The 18,817-nt window shown below is 63.7% G+C and carries 19 protein-coding genes and 1 tRNA gene; 9 read left to right on the top strand and 11 right to left on the bottom strand.

The features are described 5' to 3' along the window. Nucleotides 1-27: 27 nt before the first annotated feature. Entirely contained in the window at nt 28-2,298 is a 2,271-nt protein-coding gene (gene clpA / locus ACIQUS_RS21905) for an ATP-dependent Clp protease ATP-binding subunit ClpA (protein ID WP_403051357.1), read from the top strand. 123 nt (nt 2,299-2,421) lie between these two features. Here the strand turns inward: clpA and infA are convergent, their stop codons facing one another. From infA to aat, 3 genes are all read right to left on the bottom strand, one after another. Beyond that, nucleotides 2,422-2,640, bottom strand: coding sequence for a translation initiation factor IF-1 (gene infA, locus ACIQUS_RS21900; protein WP_002553999.1), 219 nt, complete (start codon nt 2,638-2,640; stop codon nt 2,422-2,424). 104 nt (nt 2,641-2,744) lie between these two features. Next, nucleotides 2,745-3,452, bottom strand: a complete 708-nt coding sequence (locus tag ACIQUS_RS21895; protein ID WP_403051354.1) for an arginyltransferase — start codon at nt 3,450-3,452, stop codon at nt 2,745-2,747. 57 nt (nt 3,453-3,509) lie between these two features. Then, nucleotides 3,510-4,190, bottom strand: a complete 681-nt coding sequence (gene aat / locus ACIQUS_RS21890; RefSeq protein ID WP_403051351.1) for a leucyl/phenylalanyl-tRNA--protein transferase — start codon at nt 4,188-4,190, stop codon at nt 3,510-3,512. 303 nt (nt 4,191-4,493) lie between these two features. Between aat and ACIQUS_RS21885 the strand changes: the two genes are divergently transcribed. The 6 genes from ACIQUS_RS21885 to cysG all read left to right on the top strand — a co-directional run bounded on the left by ACIQUS_RS21885 (nt 4,494) and on the right by cysG (nt 12,119). After that, nucleotides 4,494-7,031: a DNA translocase FtsK gene (locus ACIQUS_RS21885; protein ID WP_403051596.1), complete on the top strand. Its 2,538-nt coding sequence runs from the start codon at nt 4,494-4,496 to the stop codon at nt 7,029-7,031. Between the two features lie 62 nt (nt 7,032-7,093). Continuing rightward, the gene (gene lolA, locus ACIQUS_RS21880; protein WP_403051348.1) at nt 7,094-7,717 is read left to right on the top strand and encodes an outer membrane lipoprotein chaperone LolA; all 624 of its coding nucleotides are present in this window, start codon (nt 7,094-7,096) and stop codon (nt 7,715-7,717) included. Nucleotides 7,718-7,735: 18 nt separating this feature from the next. After that, nucleotides 7,736-9,061: a replication-associated recombination protein A gene (locus ACIQUS_RS21875; protein WP_403051346.1), complete on the top strand. Its 1,326-nt coding sequence runs from the start codon at nt 7,736-7,738 to the stop codon at nt 9,059-9,061. After that, entirely contained in the window at nt 9,058-9,432 is a 375-nt protein-coding gene (gene crcB / locus ACIQUS_RS21870) for a fluoride efflux transporter CrcB (protein WP_038612780.1), read from the top strand. The genes ACIQUS_RS21875 and crcB overlap by 4 nt, the downstream gene beginning before the upstream one ends. Before the next feature lie 17 nt (nt 9,433-9,449). Then, nucleotides 9,450-10,730, top strand: coding sequence for a serine--tRNA ligase (gene serS / locus ACIQUS_RS21865; protein WP_403051341.1), 1,281 nt, complete (start codon nt 9,450-9,452; stop codon nt 10,728-10,730). Continuing rightward, nucleotides 10,731-12,119, top strand: coding sequence for a siroheme synthase CysG (gene cysG, locus ACIQUS_RS21860; protein WP_403051338.1), 1,389 nt, complete (start codon nt 10,731-10,733; stop codon nt 12,117-12,119). A 77-nt stretch (nt 12,120-12,196) separates the two neighbouring features. On the opposite strand, the gene ACIQUS_RS21855 is transcribed toward cysG, so the two are convergent. The 8 genes from ACIQUS_RS21855 to ACIQUS_RS21820 form a co-directional block, all read right to left on the bottom strand. Continuing rightward, entirely contained in the window at nt 12,197-13,159 is a 963-nt protein-coding gene (locus ACIQUS_RS21855) for a glutathione S-transferase family protein (protein WP_403051335.1), read from the bottom strand. Nucleotides 13,160-13,260: 101 nt separating this feature from the next. Continuing rightward, nucleotides 13,261-14,253: a glycosyl transferase family protein gene (locus tag ACIQUS_RS21850; protein ID WP_403051332.1), complete on the bottom strand. Its 993-nt coding sequence runs from the start codon at nt 14,251-14,253 to the stop codon at nt 13,261-13,263. After that, nucleotides 14,250-14,585 (bottom strand): TusE/DsrC/DsvC family sulfur relay protein, encoded by a 336-nt coding sequence (locus ACIQUS_RS21845; RefSeq protein WP_403051329.1) that lies wholly within the window; start codon nt 14,583-14,585, stop codon nt 14,250-14,252. The genes ACIQUS_RS21850 and ACIQUS_RS21845 overlap by 4 nt, the downstream gene beginning before the upstream one ends. Continuing rightward, a complete protein-coding gene (gene tusB, locus ACIQUS_RS21840; RefSeq protein ID WP_403051326.1) occupies nt 14,582-14,881 on the bottom strand; it encodes a sulfurtransferase complex subunit TusB in 300 nt (99 codons plus the stop codon). Before tusB ends, ACIQUS_RS21845 begins: the two co-directional genes overlap by 4 nt. Beyond that, nucleotides 14,881-15,240 carry a sulfurtransferase complex subunit TusC gene (tusC, locus tag ACIQUS_RS21835; RefSeq protein ID WP_403051323.1) on the bottom strand — a complete coding sequence of 120 codons (360 nt, stop codon included), beginning with the start codon at nt 15,238-15,240 and terminating at the stop codon, nt 14,881-14,883. The genes tusB and tusC overlap by 1 nt, the downstream gene beginning before the upstream one ends. 1 nt (nt 15,241) lies before the next feature. Further along, a complete protein-coding gene (gene tusD, locus ACIQUS_RS21830) occupies nt 15,242-15,634 on the bottom strand; it encodes a sulfurtransferase complex subunit TusD (protein WP_285860773.1) in 393 nt (130 codons plus the stop codon). A 104-nt stretch (nt 15,635-15,738) separates the two neighbouring features. After that, nucleotides 15,739-17,118, bottom strand: a complete 1,380-nt coding sequence (locus ACIQUS_RS21825) for a nucleobase:cation symporter-2 family protein (RefSeq protein WP_403051319.1) — start codon at nt 17,116-17,118, stop codon at nt 15,739-15,741. Between the two features lie 332 nt (nt 17,119-17,450). Next, on the bottom strand, nt 17,451-18,122 hold the full coding sequence (locus ACIQUS_RS21820) for a Bax inhibitor-1/YccA family protein (RefSeq protein ID WP_403051316.1): 672 nt from the start codon (nt 18,120-18,122) through the stop codon (nt 17,451-17,453). Between the two features lie 121 nt (nt 18,123-18,243). Between ACIQUS_RS21820 and ACIQUS_RS21815 the strand changes: the two genes are divergently transcribed. Beyond that, nucleotides 18,244-18,331, top strand: a tRNA-Ser gene (locus ACIQUS_RS21815). Nucleotides 18,332-18,639: 308 nt separating this feature from the next. Beyond that, the coding region (locus ACIQUS_RS21810) for a transposase (RefSeq protein ID WP_403051593.1) at nt 18,640-18,817 on the top strand (178 nt) is incomplete at its 3' end.

Below are 18,817 nucleotides of genomic sequence, written 5' to 3'. Positions count from 1 at the left end.
CCGACCACTTGGGTATGAGGTGAAGCTATGTTAAACCGCGAGCTCGAAGTCACCCTCAATCTGGCCTTCAAGGAGGCACGTTCGAAGCGTCATGAGTTCATGACCGTCGAACACCTGCTGCTGGCGTTGCTGGATAATGAGGCTGCAGCCACCGTATTGCGTGCCTGCGGCGCGAACCTCGACAAACTCAAACACGACCTGCAGGAGTTCATCGACTCCACCACGCCGCTGATTCCCGTGCATGACGAGGATCGCGAGACCCAGCCAACCCTGGGCTTCCAGCGTGTACTGCAGCGCGCAGTCTTCCATGTCCAGAGCTCGGGCAAGCGTGAAGTCACCGGCGCCAATGTACTGGTAGCGATTTTCAGCGAACAGGAAAGCCAGGCGGTGTTTCTGCTCAAGCAGCAGAGCGTCGCCCGCATCGACGTGGTCAACTACATCGCCCACGGCATCTCCAAGGTGCCGGGCCATGGTGAGCACTCCGAAGGCGAACAGGACATGCAGGATGAAGACGGCGGCGAAACCTCGTCGTCGGGCAATCCCCTGGATGCCTATGCCAGTAACCTCAACGAACAGGCGCGCCAAGGACGCATCGACCCGCTGGTCGGTCGCGAGCAGGAAGTCGAGCGCGTAGCGCAGATCCTTGCCCGGCGGCGCAAGAATAACCCGCTGCTGGTCGGTGAGGCCGGTGTCGGCAAGACCGCCATCGCCGAAGGCCTGGCCAAGCGCATCGTCGACGGCCAGGTGCCGGACCTGCTGGCACACAGCGTGGTCTACTCCCTGGACCTGGGCGCCTTGCTGGCCGGTACCAAATACCGCGGCGACTTCGAGAAGCGCTTCAAGGCGCTGCTCGGTGAGCTGCGCAAACGGCCGCAGGCGATCCTGTTCATCGACGAGATCCACACCATCATTGGTGCCGGTGCAGCCTCCGGTGGGGTAATGGATGCTTCCAACCTGCTCAAGCCGCTGTTGTCCTCGGGTGATATTCGTTGCATTGGCTCGACCACCTTCCAGGAATTTCGCGGCATCTTCGAGAAAGACCGTGCCCTGGCGCGGCGTTTCCAGAAGGTCGATGTCAGCGAGCCTTCGGTGGAGGACACCGTGGGTATCCTGCGCGGCCTGAAGGGGCGTTTCGAGAGCCACCACAACATCGAGTACAGCGATGAGGCCCTGCGCGCAGCGGCCGAACTGGCAGCGCGCTACATCAATGACCGGCACATGCCGGACAAGGCCATCGACGTGATAGACGAGGCGGGTGCCTACCAGCGCCTGCAACCGGTCGAGTCGCGGGTCAAGCGCATCGATGTGCCGCAAGTTGAAGACATCGTCGCCAAGATTGCGCGGATTCCGCCAAAACACGTCACCAGTTCCGATAAGGAACTGCTGCGTAACCTGGAGCGCGACCTGAAGCTGACGGTGTTCGGCCAGGATGCGGCCATCGACTCGTTGGCCACGGCGATCAAGCTGTCCCGTGCCGGGCTCAAGTCGCCGGACAAGCCGGTCGGTTCGTTCCTGTTCGCAGGTCCTACCGGCGTCGGCAAGACCGAGGCGGCCCGGCAACTGGCCAAGGCCCTGGGTGTCGAGCTGGTACGCTTCGACATGTCCGAGTACATGGAGCGGCATACCGTGTCGCGCCTGATCGGCGCACCGCCGGGCTACGTCGGATTCGACCAGGGCGGCCTGCTCACCGAAGCCATCACCAAGCAGCCACACTGCGTGTTGCTGCTCGATGAAATCGAGAAGGCGCACCCGGAAGTCTTCAACCTGCTGCTGCAGGTGATGGACCACGGCACCCTGACCGACAACAACGGGCGCAAGGCGGATTTCCGCAACGTGATCGTGATCATGACCACCAACGCCGGTGCCGAAACCGCTGCACGAGCCTCCATCGGCTTCACCCAGCAGGATCACTCGTCCGACGCCATGGAAGTGATCAAGAAGAGCTTCACGCCGGAGTTCCGCAACCGTCTGGACACCATCATCCAGTTTGGCCGCCTCAGTCACGAGACGATCAAGAGCGTGGTGGACAAGTTCCTCATCGAGTTGCAGGCGCAACTGGAAGACAAGCGCGTTCTGCTGGAAGTGAGCGATGCGGCACGCAGTTGGCTGGCGGCCGGTGGCTACGATGCGCAGATGGGTGCGCGGCCAATGGCGCGGCTGATCCAGGACAAGATCAAGCGGCCGCTGGCCGAGGAGATCCTGTTCGGCGAGCTGGCCGAGCATGGCGGTGTGGTGCACATCGACATCCGCGATGGCGAGCTGGTGTTCGACTTCGAGACCACGGCTGAAATGGCATAACGGTCAATCGCCGGCTCTGCCGGCTCCCACAATGATCCCTGTGGGAGCCGGCAGAGCCGGCGATGCTTTTGGCGTGCAAACAAAAACGCCCGGCATCGAGCCGGGCGTTTTCGTTGGTGTCGCTTAACGGGCGCGGTAGGTGATGCGCCCTTTGCTCAGGTCATAAGGCGTCAGTTCGACGCGGACCTTGTCACCGGTCAGAATTCGAATGTAGTTCTTGCGCATTTTTCCAGAGATATGCGCGGTAACGACGTGCCCGTTTTCCAACTCCACACGGAACATGGTGTTGGGCAGGGTGTCGACGACAGTGCCTTCCATTTCGAAGCTGTCTTCTTTCGACATGCAGTAAAGCCCTCGGTATCCAGTTAATGGCCCGGTGCACAACTGCGCCAGGCAAAAAAAGTGGCGTGCATTGTGCCCGAAAAATGGGCCTCAAGCCAAGGATTTCAGTTCAGGGTTACCCAGCGCTGATTGATCAACAGCTCGATAGGGCGGTACTGGGTCTTGTAGTTCATCTTTTTGCAGTTCTTGATCCAGTAACCGAGGTAGACGGCGTCAAGCCCCTGGCGCAGGGCTTCGGTGATCTGCCAGAGGATGGCGTAACGGCCCAGGCTGCGGCGTTCTTCGCTGGGGTCGTAGAAGGTATAAACCGCCGACAGGCCGTTGGGTAGCAAGTCGGTAACCGCCACGGCGACCAGGCGTCCCTGCAGGCGGAACTCGTAAAAGCGCGAGAACGGCAGGTCACGCACCAGGAAGGTGGAGAACTGGTCGCGGCTGGGCGGGTACATGTCGCCGTCGGCGTGGCGTTGCTCGATATAGCGCCGGTACAGCTCGAAGTACTCTTCCTTGAACGCCGGGCGGGCGGCGCTGACGGTCAGGTCGGCATTGCGCTTGAGGATGCGCTTTTGCTGGCGGTTGGGCAAAAAGCGCGCAGCCGGAATCCGCGCCGGCACGCAGGCGTTGCAATTCTGGCAGTGCGGCCGGTACAGGTGGTCGCCGCTGCGCCGGAAACCCATTTCCGACAGGTCTGCGTAGACATTTACATCCATCGGCTGGCTCGGGTCGAGAAACAGCGTGGTGGCCTGTTCGTCTGGCAGGTAGCTGCAGGAATGGGGTTGAGTGGCATAAAACTTCAATCGCGCCAGCTCTGTCATGATCAACCCCTCGGGAGGTGCTTTTGTTTTAAGTGTATGCCAGCTGGAAAAACTCGCCTAGCAAACCCAGCTGGCAGAGTTGGGCTGGTCCAGGTAGCGCTGCAGGTAGTCGGCGAAGGTCGCCCGGGCAATGGCGCGGGCCCCGAGGCTGTGCAGGTGTTCGGTCGGCATCTGGCAGTCGATCAGGACAAATCCGGCGTGCTGCAGGTGCTCGACCAGGGTCACGAAGCCTACCTTCGAGGCATTGTCGGCGCGGCTGAACATCGATTCGCCAAAGAATAGCCGGCCCATGGCCAGGCCATACAGGCCGCCGACCAGCTCGCCATCCTGGCGCACCTCCACCGAATGGGCATAGCCCTGCTGGTGCAGCTTGAGGTAGGCCGCCTGCATGCTGTCGGTGATCCAGGTACCGTCGGCATAGTCGCGCGGTGCTGCGCAGGCCTTGATCACGCCGGCAAAGTCCTGGTCGAAACTGACCTGGTAGCGCCCCTGGCGCATGACCTTGCGCAGCGAGCGCGATACATGCAGCTCGTCGGGGAACAGCACGGTGCGCGGGTCGGGCGACCACCAGAGGATCGGCTGGCCGTCCTGGTACCAGGGGAAGCAGCCGTGGCGGTAGGCCTGCACCAGGCGCTCGGCGCTGAGGTCGCCGCCTGCCGCGAGCAGGCCGTTGGGGTCGCGCAGGGCTTTGTCCAGGGGCGGAAAGGTCAGGGTGTCGCGGCTCAACCAGGTCAGCATCGTCATTCAGTGGTGGAGGAGGGGAGGGTGGTCAGGATCACCCGAAAGGGCATCGCGGGACAAGCCCGCTCCCACAGGATCCCGCCGCTTCCTGTAGGAGCGGGCTTGTCCCGCGATGCGCTTGAAGCAACTTGCGGGGGCATTTGTTGTCACACTTGCATAAAAACCCCTTATAAGCCTTTGTCACAAAAGAAAATGCGTGCTCAAATTGCTATATAGGAAATTGGCCCCCGTTTACGCATCCTTCTGGCGTGCCGCCATGGCGGTAGGCGGGCAGTAATGTTAAAAGTAGTGGTTTGCTGACTGTTTGATTGGGTCAATCACTGTTGGACGCGCCTTAAGCGCAGGAATAGAAGCGTTTTGAAGAAATCCACCGCAACACCGAATCCCTTGCCCGTGCCGCTCTGGCGCCAGCAGTTGCATTATCGCCTCAAGGAAGGCGCGCTGATCGCCATGGGTGCGTTGTGCCTGTACCTGTGGATGGCGCTGCTGACCTATGACCAGTCCGATCCCGGTTTCAGCCACACCAGCAACGTCGAGCAGGTGCAGAATGCCGCCGGCCGCGCCGGTGCCTATTTCGCCGACATCCTGTTCATGGTGCTGGGCTATTTCGCCTACATCTTCCCCTTGCTGCTGGCGGTCAAGACCTGGCAGATCTTCCGCGAGCGGCACCAGCCCTGGCAGTGGAGCGGCTGGCTGTTTTCCTGGCGCCTGATCGGCCTGGTGTTCCTGGTGCTGTCGGGTGCGGCGCTGGCCCATATCCATTTCCATTCGGCCGCAAGCCTGCCGGCCTCGGCCGGTGGTGCGCTGGGTGAAAGCCTGGGCGACCTGGCCCGCAACGCCCTGAACGTGCAGGGCAGCACCCTGATGTTCATCGCCCTGTTCCTGTTCGGCCTGACGGTGTTCACCGACCTGTCCTGGTTCAAGGTCATGGACGTCACCGGCAAGATCACCCTCGATCTGTTCGAGCTGTTCCAGGGCGCCGCCAACCGCTGGTGGGCCGCGCGCAATGAGCGCAAGCGCCTGGTGGCGCAGCTGCGTGAAGCTGACGAGCGGGACTACGAGGCGACGGCCCAGGTGGTGCCGGAACGCCGTGAACAGCCCAAGGCCAGGGAGCGCATCATCGATCGCGACCCTCCCCTGGGCAAGCAGGTTGTCGAGCGCGAGCAGCCGCCAGCGCCAGCTCCAGTCAAGGCTCCGGCCCCAGTCGTAGCCCCAGCTCCCGCTCCGGCCCCGGTGATCATGCCGGCCCCGGCCATGGCCATGGCCAAGGCCCCCGAGCCAAGCAAGCGCGTGCAGAAGGAAAAGCAGGCGCCGTTGTTCGTCGACAGCGCCATCGAAGGCACCTTGCCGCCGATCTCGATCCTCGACCCTGCCGAAAAGAAGCAGGTCAACTATTCGCCAGAATCCCTGGCCGGGGTTGGCCAGTTGCTGGAAATCAAGCTCAAGGAATTCGGTGTCGAAGTCTCGGTGGACTCCATCCACCCGGGCCCGGTCATTACCCGCTACGAAATCCAGCCCGCCGCCGGGGTCAAGGTCAGCCGCATCGCCAACCTGGCCAAGGACCTGGCGCGTTCCCTGGCGGTGACCAGCGTGCGTGTGGTCGAGGTGATTCCGGGCAAGACCACCGTCGGCATCGAGATTCCCAACGAAGACCGGCAGATCGTGCGCTTCTCCGAAGTGCTGTCTTCGCCGCAGTACGATGAGGCCAAGTCGCCGGTCACCATGGCCCTGGGGCATGACATCGGCGGCAAGCCGGTGATCACCGACCTCGCCAAGATGCCGCACCTGCTGGTGGCCGGTACTACCGGTTCCGGTAAGTCGGTGGGCGTCAATGCCATGATCCTGTCGATCCTGTTCAAGTCGGGCCCCGAAGACGCCAAGCTGATCATGATCGACCCGAAAATGCTCGAGTTGTCGATCTACGAAGGCATTCCGCACCTGCTCTGCCCGGTGGTCACCGACATGAAGGACGCCGCCAACGCCCTGCGCTGGAGCGTGGCCGAGATGGAGCGGCGCTACAAGCTGATGGCGGCCATGGGCGTGCGTAACCTGGCCGGCTTCAACCGCAAGGTCAAGGACGCCGAGGAAGCCGGCGAGCCGATCTACGACCCGATGTTCCGCCGTGAAAGCATGGACGACGTGCCGCCAGTGCTGAACACCCTGCCGACCATCGTCGTGGTGGTGGACGAATTCGCCGACATGATGATGATCGTCGGCAAGAAGGTCGAAGAGCTGATCGCCCGAATCGCCCAGAAGGCCCGTGCCGCAGGTATCCACCTGATTCTCGCCACCCAGCGACCGTCGGTGGACGTGATCACCGGCCTGATCAAGGCCAACATCCCGACCCGCATGGCCTTCCAGGTATCGAGCAAGATCGACTCGCGGACCATCATCGACCAGGGTGGCGCCGAACAGCTGCTCGGCCACGGTGACATGCTCTACATGCCGCCGGGCACCAGCCTGCCGATTCGTGTGCATGGCGCCTTCGTGTCCGATGACGAGGTCCATCGCGTGGTCGAGGCCTGGAAACTGCGCGGTGCGCCGGACTACAACGACGACATCCTCAACGGCGTCGAAGAGGCCGGCAGCGGCTTTGATGGCGGCGGTGGTGGCGGTGGTGACGGCGACGATGCCGAAACCGATGCCCTGTATGACGAAGCCGTGCAGTTCGTCCTCGAAAGCCGCCGGGCGTCCATTTCCGCCGTGCAGCGCAAGCTGAAGATCGGCTACAACCGCGCGGCGCGGATGATCGAGGCCATGGAAATGGCCGGCGTGGTCACCCCCATGAACACCAACGGCTCGCGGGAAGTGATTGCCCCGGGCGGCCCACGCGATTGATGAACACCTTGCCGGACGCCAAGGGTGGCGTTCGGCCCATTCACTGCTCAACGAGGATTTCCATGCGCGCGATTCGCATGTTGTTGGTTTCTGCCCTGGCGCTGGGTTCGGCATCGGCGTTCGCCGGTCAGGCCGACGTCGAGCGCCTGACCCGGTTGCTGGAAAATTCCAGGACCATCGAGGCCCGCTTCTCCCAGCTGACCCTGGATGCCAGCGGCACCAGCTTGCAGGAAACCGCCGGGCAGATGTCGGTACAGCGTCCCGGCCTGTTCTACTGGCACACCGACGCGCCGCAGGAGCAAGTGGTCGTCTCCGATGGCAAGACCGTCACCCTGTGGGACCCGGACCTGGAGCAGGCGACCATCAAGAAGCTCGACCAGCGCCTGACCGAGACCCCGGCGCTGCTGCTGTCCGGCGATGTGTCGAAGATCAGCCAGAGCTTCGACATCACCTCCAAGGAGCAGGGCGAGGTCGTGGACTTCACCCTCAAGCCCAAGACCAAGGACACCCTGTTCGACTCGCTGCGCCTGTCGTTCCGCAAAGGCCTGGTCAACGACATGCAACTGATCGACAGTGTCGGCCAGCGCACCAATATCCTGTTCAACGGGGTGAAGGCCAACGTGGCGATCCCGGCGAGCAAGTTCAAGTTCGTTATCCCCAAGGGTGCGGATGTCATCTCCGAGTAAGAGGTCGTAGCACCGCCCATGGACCTGTTTCGTAGCGAACCCGTAGCCCAGCCCCTGGCCGCGCGCCTGCGCCCGGCCAACCTGGACGAGTACGTCGGCCAGGAGCACCTGCTGGCCCGCGGCAAGCCGCTGCGCGAGGCACTGGAGCAGGGCGCGCTGCACTCGATGATCTTCTGGGGCCCGCCGGGCGTCGGCAAGACCACCCTGGCGCGGCTGCTGGCGCAGTTTTGCGATGCGCACTTCGAGACCGTCTCGGCAGTGCTGGCCGGGGTCAAGGAGATCCGCCACGCGGTGGAAATCGCCAAGCAGCAGGCCGGGCAGTACGGGCGGCGGACCATCCTGTTCGTCGATGAAGTGCATCGCTTCAACAAGTCCCAGCAGGACGCCTTCCTGCCGTACGTGGAAGACGGCACGCTGATCTTCATCGGCGCCACCACCGAGAACCCCTCGTTCGAGCTCAACAACGCACTGCTGTCGCGGGCGCGGGTCTATGTCCTGAAAAGCCTCGACGAGCCGGCGCTGCACAAGCTGGTGCAGCGCGCCCTGAGCGAGGAGCGCGGCTTGGGCAAGCGCCAGCTGAGCCTTGGCGATGACGCCTTCAAAATGCTCATGGCCGCCGCCGACGGCGATGGCCGGCGCATGCTCAACCTGCTGGAAAACGCCTCGGACCTGGCTGAGGACGGCGGCGAAATCGGCGTCGAGCTGTTGCAGAGCCTGCTGGGCGACAGCCGCCGACGCTTCGACAAGGGTGGCGAAGCCTTCTACGACCAGATCTCGGCGTTGCACAAGTCGGTGCGGGGCTCCAACCCCGATGGCGCGCTGTACTGGTTTGCGCGCATGCTCGATGGCGGCTGCGATCCGCTGTACATCGCCCGCCGGGTGGTGCGCATGGCCAGCGAAGACATCGGCAACGCCGACCCTCGCGCCCTGAGCCTGTGCCTGGCAGCCTGGGACGTGCAGGAGCGCCTGGGCAGCCCCGAAGGCGAGCTGGCGGTGGCCCAGGCCATCACCTACCTGGCCTGCGCGCCGAAAAGCAACGCGGTGTACATGGGCTTCAAGACCGCCCTGCGCGAAGCCGCCGAGCACGGTTCGCTGGAAGTGCCGCTGCACCTGCGCAACGCCCCGACCAAACTGATGAAGCAACTGGGCTACGGCGACGAGTACCGCTATGCCCACGACGAGCCGGACGCCTATGCCGCCGGTGAGGACTACTTCCCCGACAACCTCGAACCGCGCCAGTACTACCAGCCGGTGCCACGCGGGCTGGAACTGAAGATCGGCGAGAAGCTCAGGCACCTGGCCGAACTGGACCGCAAGAGCCCGCGGCAGCGGAGAAAACCATGATTGCCGTGATCGCTGCGGTCAGCGCGGGGGGCATTGCCGGCACCTTGCTGCGCTTTGCCACCGCCAATTGGGTCAACGCCCACTGGCCACGCCACTTCTATCTCGGTACGCTGGCGGTCAATCTGATTGGCTGCCTGCTGATCGGCCTGCTATACGGGTTATTTCTACATCGCCCGCTGGTGCCGGTCGAACTGCGCGCGGGCCTGATCGTCGGTTTTCTCGGCGGTCTTACAACATTTTCATCCTTTTCACTGGATACCGTGCGCCTGCTTGAAAGCGGGCAGGCGCCGCTGGCCTTCGGTTATGCCGGGATCAGCGTATTCGGCGGGCTGCTCGCAACCTGGGCCGGCCTGTCATTGACCAAATTCTGAACCAACGAGAGAACGACATGCTCGATTCCAAACTGTTACGCGGCCAACTTCAGGAAGTGGCGGACCGCCTGGCCTCCCGTGGCTTCAGCCTGGATGTCGCGCGCATCGAGGCACTGGAAGAACGCCGCAAGGTGGTGCAGACCCGTACCGAGCAACTGCAGGCCGAGCGTAACGCCCGTTCCAAATCCATCGGCCAGGCCAAGGCCCGTGGCGAAGACATCGCCCCGCTGATGGCGGACGTGGAGCGCATGGCCGGTGAGCTGGCCGGCGGCAAGGTCGAGCTGGACAGCATCCAGGCCGAACTGGACGCCATCCTGCTGGGCATTCCCAACCTGCCGGACGAAAGCGTGCCGGTCGGTGCCGATGAAGATCACAACGTCGAAGTGCGCCGCTGGGGCACCCCGCGTACCTTCGACTTCGAGATCAAGGACCACGTAGCCCTCGGCGAGTTGAGCGGCGGTCTGGACTTCGAAACCGCGGCCAAGCTGTCGGGCGCCCGTTTCGCCCTGTTGCGCGGCCCGATCGCGCGCCTGCACCGCGCCCTGGCGCAGTTCATGATCAACCTGCACACCAGCGAGCACGGCTACGAAGAAGCCTACACCCCGTACATGGTCCAGGCCCCGGCGCTGCAAGGCACCGGCCAGCTGCCCAAGTTCGAGGAAGACCTGTTCAAGATCAGCCGCGACGGCGAGGCCGACTTCTACCTGATCCCGACCGCCGAAGTGTCGCTGACCAACATCGTGGCCGGCGAGATCCTCGACGCCAAGCAACTGCCGATCAAGTTCGTCGCCCATACCCCGTGCTTCCGCAGTGAAGCCGGTGCCTCGGGTCGCGACACCCGCGGCATGATCCGCCAGCACCAGTTCGACAAGGTCGAGATGGTCCAGATCGTCGAGCCGGATAAATCCATGGAAGCCCTGGAAGGCCTGACCGCCAACGCCGAGCGCGTCCTCCAGGCCCTGGAGCTGCCGTACCGGGTACTGGCACTGTGCACCGGCGACATGGGCTTCAGCGCGGTCAAGACCTACGACCTGGAAGTCTGGGTGCCGAGCCAGGACAAATACCGCGAGATCTCCTCGTGCTCCAACTGTGGCGACTTCCAGGCCCGCCGCATGCAGGCACGCTGGCGCAACCCGGAAACCGGCAAGCCGGAACTGGTCCACACCCTCAACGGTTCGGGCCTGGCGGTCGGTCGTACCCTGGTGGCGGTGCTGGAGAACTACCAGCAGGCCGACGGTTCGATCCGTGTACCGGACGTACTCAAGCCGTACATGGGTGGCCTGGAGGTCATCGCCTAAATGGAGTTCCTGCCGCTGTTCCACAAACTGCGCGGCAGCCGGGTGCTGGTTGTCGGCGGAGGCGAGATTGCCCTGCGCAAATCGCGTCTGCTGGCCGATGCCGGCGCCGTGCTGCGGGTGGTCGCGCCCGAGATCGAAGCGCAACTGGCCGAGCTTGTCCGGCACAGCGGTGGTGAAATCCTCAGCCGTGGCTACCAGCCGGACGACCTTGACGGTTGCCAGCTGATCATCGCCGCCACCGACGACCCTGCGCTCAATGCGCAGGTCTCGGCCGATGCCCAGCAGCGCTGCGTACCGGTCAACGTGGTCGATGCGCCGGCGCTGTGCTCGGTGATCTTCCCGGCCATCGTCGACCGTTCGCCCCTGGTGGTGGCCGTGTCCAGTGGCGGCGATGCGCCGGTGCTGGCACGGCTGATCCGGGCCAAGCTGGAAACCTGGATTCCGGCCGCCTATGGCGAACTGGCCGGGCTGGGCGCGCGCTTTCGCGACAAGGTCAAGGCACTCTACCCGGACGTCAATCAGCGTCGCGGCTTCTGGGAAGACGTGTTCCAGGGCCCGATCGCCGAGCGTCAGCTGGCCGGGCAGGGCGCCGAGGCCGAGCGTTTGCTGCAGGCCAAGATCGACGGCGCCAGCGAGCAGGCGCCGGGTGAGGTGTACCTGGTGGGTGCGGGGCCGGGCGATCCGGACCTGCTGACCTTCCGCGCGCTGCGCCTGATGCAGCAGGCCGACGTGGTGCTCTATGACCGCCTGGTCGCCCCGGCGATCATCGAGATGTGCCGCCGTGATGCCGAGCGCATCTACGTTGGCAAGCGCCGCGCCGACCATGCCGTGCCCCAGGAGCAGCTCAACCAGCTGCTAGTGACCCTGGCCCGCCAGGGCAAGCGCGTGCTGCGCCTGAAGGGTGGTGATCCGTTCATCTTCGGCCGTGGTGGCGAAGAGATCGAAGAACTGGCCGAGCAGGGCATCCCCTTCCAGGTGGTGCCGGGCATCACGGCGGCCAGTGGTTGCTCGGCCTATGCCGGGATCCCGCTGACCCACCGCGATTATGCCCAGTCGGTTCGTTTCGTTACCGGCCACCTCAAGGACGGTACCAGCAACCTGCCCTGGCATGACCTGGTGGCGCCGGCCCAGACCCTGGTGTTCTACATGGGCCTGGTCGGCTTGCCGACCATCTGCGCCGAGCTGATCCGCCATGGCCGCGCCGCCGATACCCCGGCAGCGCTGGTGCAGCAGGGCACCACACCGAACCAGCGGGTATTCACTGGCACCCTGGCCGACCTGCCGGCCCTGGTGGCCGAGCATGAAGTCCATGCGCCGACCCTGGTGATCGTTGGTGAAGTGGTCCAGCTGCGTGACAAGCTGGCCTGGTTCGAAGGCGCCCAGTCCTAGAACGCATCGCGGGGCAAGCCCGCTCCCACAGGGTTTATATGATCCCTGTAGGAGCGGGCTTGCCCCGCGATGAGGCCCTAACGCCTACCCCAGATACCACGCCCTTCCAGGCGCTCCCGATCATGCGCCAGGCCAAAATCCTGCAACGGCCCCTTGGGCACGATGCCATTCGGATTGATGGTCTTGTGGCTCATGTAATAGTGCTTCTGGATATGCTCGAAGTTCACCGTCTCGGCCACCCCCGGCCACTGATACAGCTCCCGTAGCCAGTTCGACAGGTTCGGATAGTCCGCCAGGCGCCGCAGGTTGCACTTGAAGTGCCCGTGGTACACCGCGTCGAAGCGCACAAGCGTGGTGAACAGCCGCCAATCAGCCTCAGTCAGGTATTCACCGGCCAGGTAGCGCCGCTCGCCCAGGTGCCGTTCCAGGCAATCCAGCTCGGCAAACAGCGCATCGAACGCCTGCTCATAAGCCTGCTGCGAGGTGGCGAAGCCTGCCCGGTACACGCCATTGTTCACGGCGGGGTAGATTCGCTCGTTGAGCGCATCGATCTCGGCTCGCAGCGGCTCGGGGTAGAGGTCCAGGGTGTTGCCGGTGAGGTCGTCGAAGGCATGGTTGAAAATGCGGATGATCTCGGCCGACTCGTTGTTGACGATGCGCTGTTCCTGCTTGTCCCACAGCACCGGCACCGTAACCCGGCCGCTGTAGTGCGGGTCGTCGCGGGTGTAGCGCTGATGGAGGAAATCCAGCCGGTCGAGCGTGTCGCCGGTGGAGCCTTGGCCCTGGTCGAAGGTCCAGCCATGCTCGCCCATCAACCAGCTCACCACCGATACATCGATCAGGCTTTCCAGGCCCTTGAGCTTGCGAAAGATCAAGGTGCGATGGGCCCAGGGGCAAGCCAGGGACACGTAAAGGTGATAGCGACCGGCCTCGGCGGCAGGCAGCGGGTTGCGCCGTTGTGCCTGCTCGCGCTGGAAAGCGCCGTCCTTGCTGCTTTGGTACCACTGGTCATGCCAGCGGCCGTCGATCAACAGACCCATGATGCGTTCCTCGGCAATGCGTTCGAATATAGCACCCAGTGTACGGGGCTGGATTCGAACGAAAAGCGCAAAGTCCGGGCCTGTTTGATCGGCTCAGTCGATCAGTTGCGCGAATCCCAGTACAGGCGGGCCTGGACGAACGCCTCGTCACGGGATTGACCCAAACCGCGCAGGGCCAGGGCCATGGTCGCGACCACGGCCAGTTCGCCGTAGCTGTCCTGCGCCTCGCCGCGCCATACCGCCAGCAGGTGCGCCGGTTCCAGGCTCGCCGGTTTGACATGGCGCCGGGCCGCCAGGGCCGGCCACTCTTCATCCCAGGCCTGGCCGCCTGCCGTACCGTACAAATGGCTGTCGGTGTCAGGATTGATCTCGATCTCGCCACCGTCGCCCTTGACCACGATCGCCGTGTCACCGAGCAGGCGACTGGCCTCGCGGTGCACCGCCTGGTAGCCGGGGTGGAAGATGCTCTGCAGGCCGCAGCGGGCACCCAGCGGGTTGAGTACACGGGCCAGGGAGTGGATTGGCGAGCGCAGGCCCAGGGTGTTGCGCAGGTCGATCATCCGTTGCAGGCGCGGGGCCCAGTCGTGCAGCGGGATAAAGGCCAGCTGCTGGCTGTCCAGCGCCTCGGCGACGGCTTGCCAGCTGCGGCACAGCGGAATCTGCAGCAGGTCCAGCACCTGCTCGGTGTACAGGCGCCCTGCGGTGTGCGCGCCGCCGCCATGCAGCAGGATGCGCACGCCATTGGCGGCCAGGCACTTGGCGGCCAGCAGGTACCAGGGCAGGTGGCGCTTCTTGCCGGCGTAGCTCGGCCAGTCCAGGTCCACGGCAATGGCCGGCGCCTGCACGCGCTGGCGCAAGGCTTCGGTGAAACCGGCCAGCTCCTCGGCGCTTTCCTCCTTGTGCCGCAGCAGCATCAGGAAGGCGCCCAGCTGGGTCTCCTCGACCTGGCCATCGAGCAGCATGCCCATGGCCTCGCGGGCTTCTTCGCGGGTCAGGCCGCGAGCGCCGCGCTTGCCCTTGCCGAGAATGCGCACGAACTGGGCAAAGGGGTGTTCGGCCGGGGTTTCGGTGATCAGCGGGCGAGGGTCGGTCATATGCAGTTGGTCGGCTTGGGCAGGCCCGCGAGCTTCGCGGCGAGTTTGGCGGGAGTGCCTTTGAACAGACGGTTCAGGTGCAGGCTGTTGCCTTTCTCCGGGCCCAGCTTGAGCGCGGTGTACTTGATCAGCGGGCGGGTGGCCGGCGACAGCTCGAACTCCTGGTAGAAGGCGCGCAGCAGGGCCAGCACCTCCCAGTGTTCCGGGGTCAGCTCGATCTGCTCGTGGCTCGCCAGTGCCTGGGCGACTTCATCGGACCAGTCATCGAGCTCGACCAGATAGCCTTCCTTGTCCAGGGCAATGCTGCGCCCACCTACGGTCAGGGTATTCATAGCCAGCTGTTGACCTTGTCGTAGTCCAGCGACAGCGCCACGAAGGCCGGGTAGTCGATGGCCTGGACGCCATCGTCGGCGACGATGGCGCGGGCCTGCAGATCCTCTTCAAGGGCGAACAGGCGGCCTTGCAGCTGGTACGCTTGCAGGCTGGCCAGGGGCTCGCTGCCGGGTTGCAGGGCATACACCGCATCGCCACACAGCAGCAGTCCGTCCTGGCTGCCGAGCAGGCGCAGGCAGCTGCTCAGGCGATTGTCGCCAAAGGGCGAATGGGAAATCACGTGCAGGGTGCTCATCAGAGGGTCACCACCTGGTCGAAACGGTCGATCAACGCGGCCAGCGCGGCGTCATCCAGCACCTGCACCGGCAGGCTCAGGCTATCCGCGGCAAGGCCGCGTTCCTGCAGGCTGCTGGCGGCGGCGAAGAGCGCTTCGACACCGAACATCGGCAGTGCCTGCAGATTGGCGGCGAGGTTCTTCTGCTGAACGTGGGCAGGCTGCTGGCCGGGGGCGAGCTGAAAGACACCGTCATCGAGAAACAGCATGCCCAGGGGCAGGTCAAAGGCACCGCCGGCCAGGGCGATATCCAGCGCTTCGCGGGCGGACGGGCCGGCCCAGGGCGCCTGGCGGCTGATGATCAGCAAGGACTTGGCCATCTCAATCGCCTCCAAAGCAGATCAGGCGGTCGGCGCTTTGCGCCCCTTCGTGCAACTGGCCCAGGCCCGACAATTCCCAGGGCGCCGGCAGGTTCACCGCCGGGCGCTGGTAACGCTGGGCTTCCTCGGCATTGAGCACGCCACGGCGCAGGGCGGCGGCGATGCATACCACCGCGTCGAGCTGCTGCTCGCTGATGAAGGCGCGCCACTGGGCGGCGACGTCCACTTCATCCTGGGGCGCAACCACGTTGGCCGAGGCGCTGTGCACGCCGTCCTGATAGAAAAACAGCCGGACAATCTCATGCCCGCCGGCCAGCGCTGCCTGGGCAAAACGCAGGGCGCGGCGCGAGGAGGGCGCATGGGCCGGAGAAAAAACTGCGATGGCGAACTTCATGGAAGGCTCATTCAGCAAAACTGCGCCAATCATAAAGCAAAAAGCCCGCAGCATCATGCCGCGGGCTCCGTAGGCGCGGGTTCGCCCCGCGAAGGGCTACAACCTCAAGCCTTGTCTTTATGCTCAGGCAAGAACCAGTTCAGCACCAGGGCGCAAATCCCCCCGGTCGCCACCCCCGACTCCAGCACATTGCGCAGCGCCGACGGCATATGCGCAAGGAACTCCGGCACCTGTGCCACACCCAGGCCCAGGGCCAGCGATACCGCGATAATCAGCAGGGCACGACGGTCCAGCGTGATGCTCGCCAGGATATTGATCCCCGACGCCGCCACCGCTCCGAACATCACCATCGCCGCGCCACCGAGCACCGGCTCCGGCACGGCCTGGATTACCCCGGCGACACTCGGGAACAGTCCCAGAATCACCAGCATCGCCGCGATCCACACACCGATATGGCGGCTGGCGATACCGGTCAGCTGAATCACCCCGTTGTTCTGGGCGAAGACCGAGCTTGGGAAGGTGTTGAACACCCCGGCCAGCAGCGAGTTGGCGCCGTTGACCAGCACACCGCCCTTGATCCGCTGCATCCACAGCGGGCCTTCGACCGGCTGGCGCGACACCTTGCTGGTGGCGGTGACGTCACCGATGGCTTCCAGCGAGGTCACCAGGTAGATCACCAGCATCGGAATGAACAGCGCCCAGGAGAAGCCCAGGCCGAAATGCAGCGGCATCGGCACCTGGAACAGCTCGGCTTCGTGCATGCCGGTGAAGTCCAGGCGACCCAGGTAACCGGCCAGGGCGTAGCCCACGGCCAGGGCAATGACAATGGCGCAACTGCGCATCCACACCAGGGGAATACGATTGAGCACCACGATGATCGCCAGTACCACGCCCGACAGCAGCAGGTTCTCGCCGTTGGCGAAGGTGCCGTTGCCCATGGCGGTGAAACCACCGCCCATGCTGATCAGGCCGACCTTGATCAGCGTCAGGCCGATCATCAATACCACGATGCCGGTCACCAGCGGGGTGATCAGGCGTTTGACGAAAGGCAGGATGCGCGAAATGCCCATCTCCACGAACGAACCGGCGATCACCACACCGAAAATCGCCGCCATCACGCCTTCCACCGGCGTACCTTGCTTGACCATCAGCGCGCCGCCGGCGATCAGCGGCCCGACAAAGTTGAAACTGGTACCCTGGACAATCAGCAGCCCCGCCCCGAACGGCCCGAAGCGCCGGCACTGGACAAAGGTGGCGATCCCGGAGATCACCAGCGACATCGACACGATCAGATTGGTGTCCCGCGCAGACACACCCAGCGCCTGGCAGATCAGCAGCCCTGGCGTCACGATCGGCACAATGATCGCCAACAGGTGCTGCAGCGCCGCCAGCAGGGCGATCAGCGGCCGTGGCCGGTCCTCTAGACCGAGAACCAGTTCATTGGGCTGCGCGACGGCGCCTGGCCCTTGCTCGATTGAACTCATGGGAATGCTGCCCCGGAAGAAAAAAGGAGCGCATTCTACGGAACTGGGCACGATTGGGGTAGCCGCTGCCGAGGTACGAGGCTGCGATCGACTGCGCAGCAGTCGCAAACCGGCCACCTCGTTGGGGCAGGTGTACTGAGGCGGTCTGGTTTTACGGCCGCTTCGCACCCGATCGCAGCCTATCGGCAGCTCCCACAGAGTCCGGGGCATGCCGGGAACCCTTGTGGGAGCTGGCGAAGCCTGCGATGCAAGGCAGCGCCTTGCCACCTCTATACGGCACCCACAAAAAAGCCCGCCGAAGCGGGCTTTCTCACAATCAGCCAACCAACCGATCAGTCATCCCGACCCATCAACCCGAACAGCTGCAGCAGGCTGACGAACAGGTTGTAGATCGACACATACAGGCTGATGGTCGCCATGATGTAGTTACGCTCGCCACCGTGAATGATCGCGCTGGTCTGGAACAAGATGCACACCGACGAGAACAGCACGAAACCGGCGCTGATCGCCAGCTGCAGACCGCTGATCTGGAAGAACAGGCTGGCCAGCACCGCACCCATCAGGACGAAGAAACCAGCGGTGATGAAACCGCCGAGGAAGCTCATGTCCTTGCGGGTGATCAGCACATAGGCCGACAGGCCACCGAACACCAGGGCGGTCATGGCGAAGGCCGAACTGACCACCTCGGCGCCACCGGCCATGCCCAGGTAACGGTTGAGGATCGGGCCGAGGATGAAGCCCATGAAACCGGTGAGGGCGAAGGTAGACACCAGGCCCCAGACCGAGTCACGCAGCTTGTTGGTGAGGAAGAACAGGCCATAGAAGCCGATCAGCACCACGAACACGTTCGGGTAGCCGACGCGCATCTGCTGCGCGACGAAGGCCATGACGCCACTGAAGGCGAGGGTGATCGCCAGCAGCCCGTATGTATTGCGCAGGACCTTGCTGACCTCCTGCTGCTCGACCTGCAAGCCGTGATTGACGGCGTAATCCTGTTCGCGCATGGCGACACTCCTTCGGGTTTGAAACGTTCAGATGCAAAGATCATAACAGAGCCTTGGAAAGCAGCCACATAGAGAGTTTGACAGCTTGTTTCATTTCGGTATCATGGCGCCCGCAATACGAGGAAGCGTGGCCGAGTGGTTTAAGGCAACGGTCTTGAAAACCGTCGATGGGCAACTATCCTAGAGTTCGAATCTCTACGCTTCCGCCAATTCCAAAGCCCTGATTATTCAGGGCTTTTTGCGTTTCTGGGGCAGCGAAATTTACGCTGCCTGCCGCCCTTTCGTTTCCGCATTATTCGGATCATTTCCGCAAAGGGGCAAGCTTTGGGGCACCGTAACCCATAGCCTTCTATAGCTCTTCAGTCGCGATCCCTGCCTCCCATCCCTAGGCGCTGTTGTCGGGCGAATGGCAGTAGACGTTCTAGGTTCTGTACGAAATCCCGAGAAACCCAATCGCCGCCCCTCGAACGCTGAGATTTTGTAGAGTCCCCCACCATCAACGGAAAGGAATTCTGTGATGGCAAAACGTTACGAACTCTCGGACGAGGCCTGGGATGTGGTCTCCGATCTTTTCAGCGAAACCCTTGGCAGGGGGGGGCGGCCTCGCTTGAGCGACCGACTGATGCTTGATGGTGTGCTCTGGGTGCTCTGCTCCGGTGCCGCGTGGCGAGATATGCCAGACCGCTTCGGCCCAT

It is taken from the genome of Pseudomonas sp. NPDC090755 (assembly GCF_044769005.1).
Classification (GTDB): Bacteria; Pseudomonadota; Gammaproteobacteria; order Pseudomonadales; family Pseudomonadaceae; genus Aquipseudomonas.
This window is presented reverse-complemented; position numbering and strand designations above follow the sequence as displayed.

Coding starts and splice junctions, on each gene's coding strand:
- clpA (WP_403051357.1), top strand. CDS start 28: ATGTTAAACCGCGAGCTCGAAGTCACCCTCAATCTGGCCTTCAAGGAG.
- serS (WP_403051341.1), top strand. CDS start 9,450: ATGCTCGATTCCAAACTGTTACGCGGCCAACTTCAGGAAGTGGCGGAC.
- tusD (WP_285860773.1), bottom strand. CDS start 15,634: ATGAAGTTCGCCATCGCAGTTTTTTCTCCGGCCCATGCGCCCTCCTCG.
- ACIQUS_RS21895 (WP_403051354.1), bottom strand. CDS start 3,452: ATGACAGAGCTGGCGCGATTGAAGTTTTATGCCACTCAACCCCATTCC.
- ACIQUS_RS21850 (WP_403051332.1), bottom strand. CDS start 14,253: ATGACCGACCCTCGCCCGCTGATCACCGAAACCCCGGCCGAACACCCC.
- infA (WP_002553999.1), bottom strand. CDS start 2,640: ATGTCGAAAGAAGACAGCTTCGAAATGGAAGGCACTGTCGTCGACACC.
- ACIQUS_RS21855 (WP_403051335.1), bottom strand. CDS start 13,159: ATGGGTCTGTTGATCGACGGCCGCTGGCATGACCAGTGGTACCAAAGC.
- tusB (WP_403051326.1), bottom strand. CDS start 14,881: ATGAGCACCCTGCACGTGATTTCCCATTCGCCCTTTGGCGACAATCGC.
- ACIQUS_RS21825 (WP_403051319.1), bottom strand. CDS start 17,118: ATGAGTTCAATCGAGCAAGGGCCAGGCGCCGTCGCGCAGCCCAATGAA.
- cysG (WP_403051338.1), top strand. CDS start 10,731: ATGGAGTTCCTGCCGCTGTTCCACAAACTGCGCGGCAGCCGGGTGCTG.
- ACIQUS_RS21820 (WP_403051316.1), bottom strand. CDS start 18,122: ATGCGCGAACAGGATTACGCCGTCAATCACGGCTTGCAGGTCGAGCAG.
- tusC (WP_403051323.1), bottom strand. CDS start 15,240: ATGGCCAAGTCCTTGCTGATCATCAGCCGCCAGGCGCCCTGGGCCGGC.
- ACIQUS_RS21845 (WP_403051329.1), bottom strand. CDS start 14,585: ATGAATACCCTGACCGTAGGTGGGCGCAGCATTGCCCTGGACAAGGAA.
- lolA (WP_403051348.1), top strand. CDS start 7,094: ATGCGCGCGATTCGCATGTTGTTGGTTTCTGCCCTGGCGCTGGGTTCG.
- ACIQUS_RS21875 (WP_403051346.1), top strand. CDS start 7,736: ATGGACCTGTTTCGTAGCGAACCCGTAGCCCAGCCCCTGGCCGCGCGC.
- aat (WP_403051351.1), bottom strand. CDS start 4,190: ATGCTGACCTGGTTGAGCCGCGACACCCTGACCTTTCCGCCCCTGGAC.
- crcB (WP_038612780.1), top strand. CDS start 9,058: ATGATTGCCGTGATCGCTGCGGTCAGCGCGGGGGGCATTGCCGGCACC.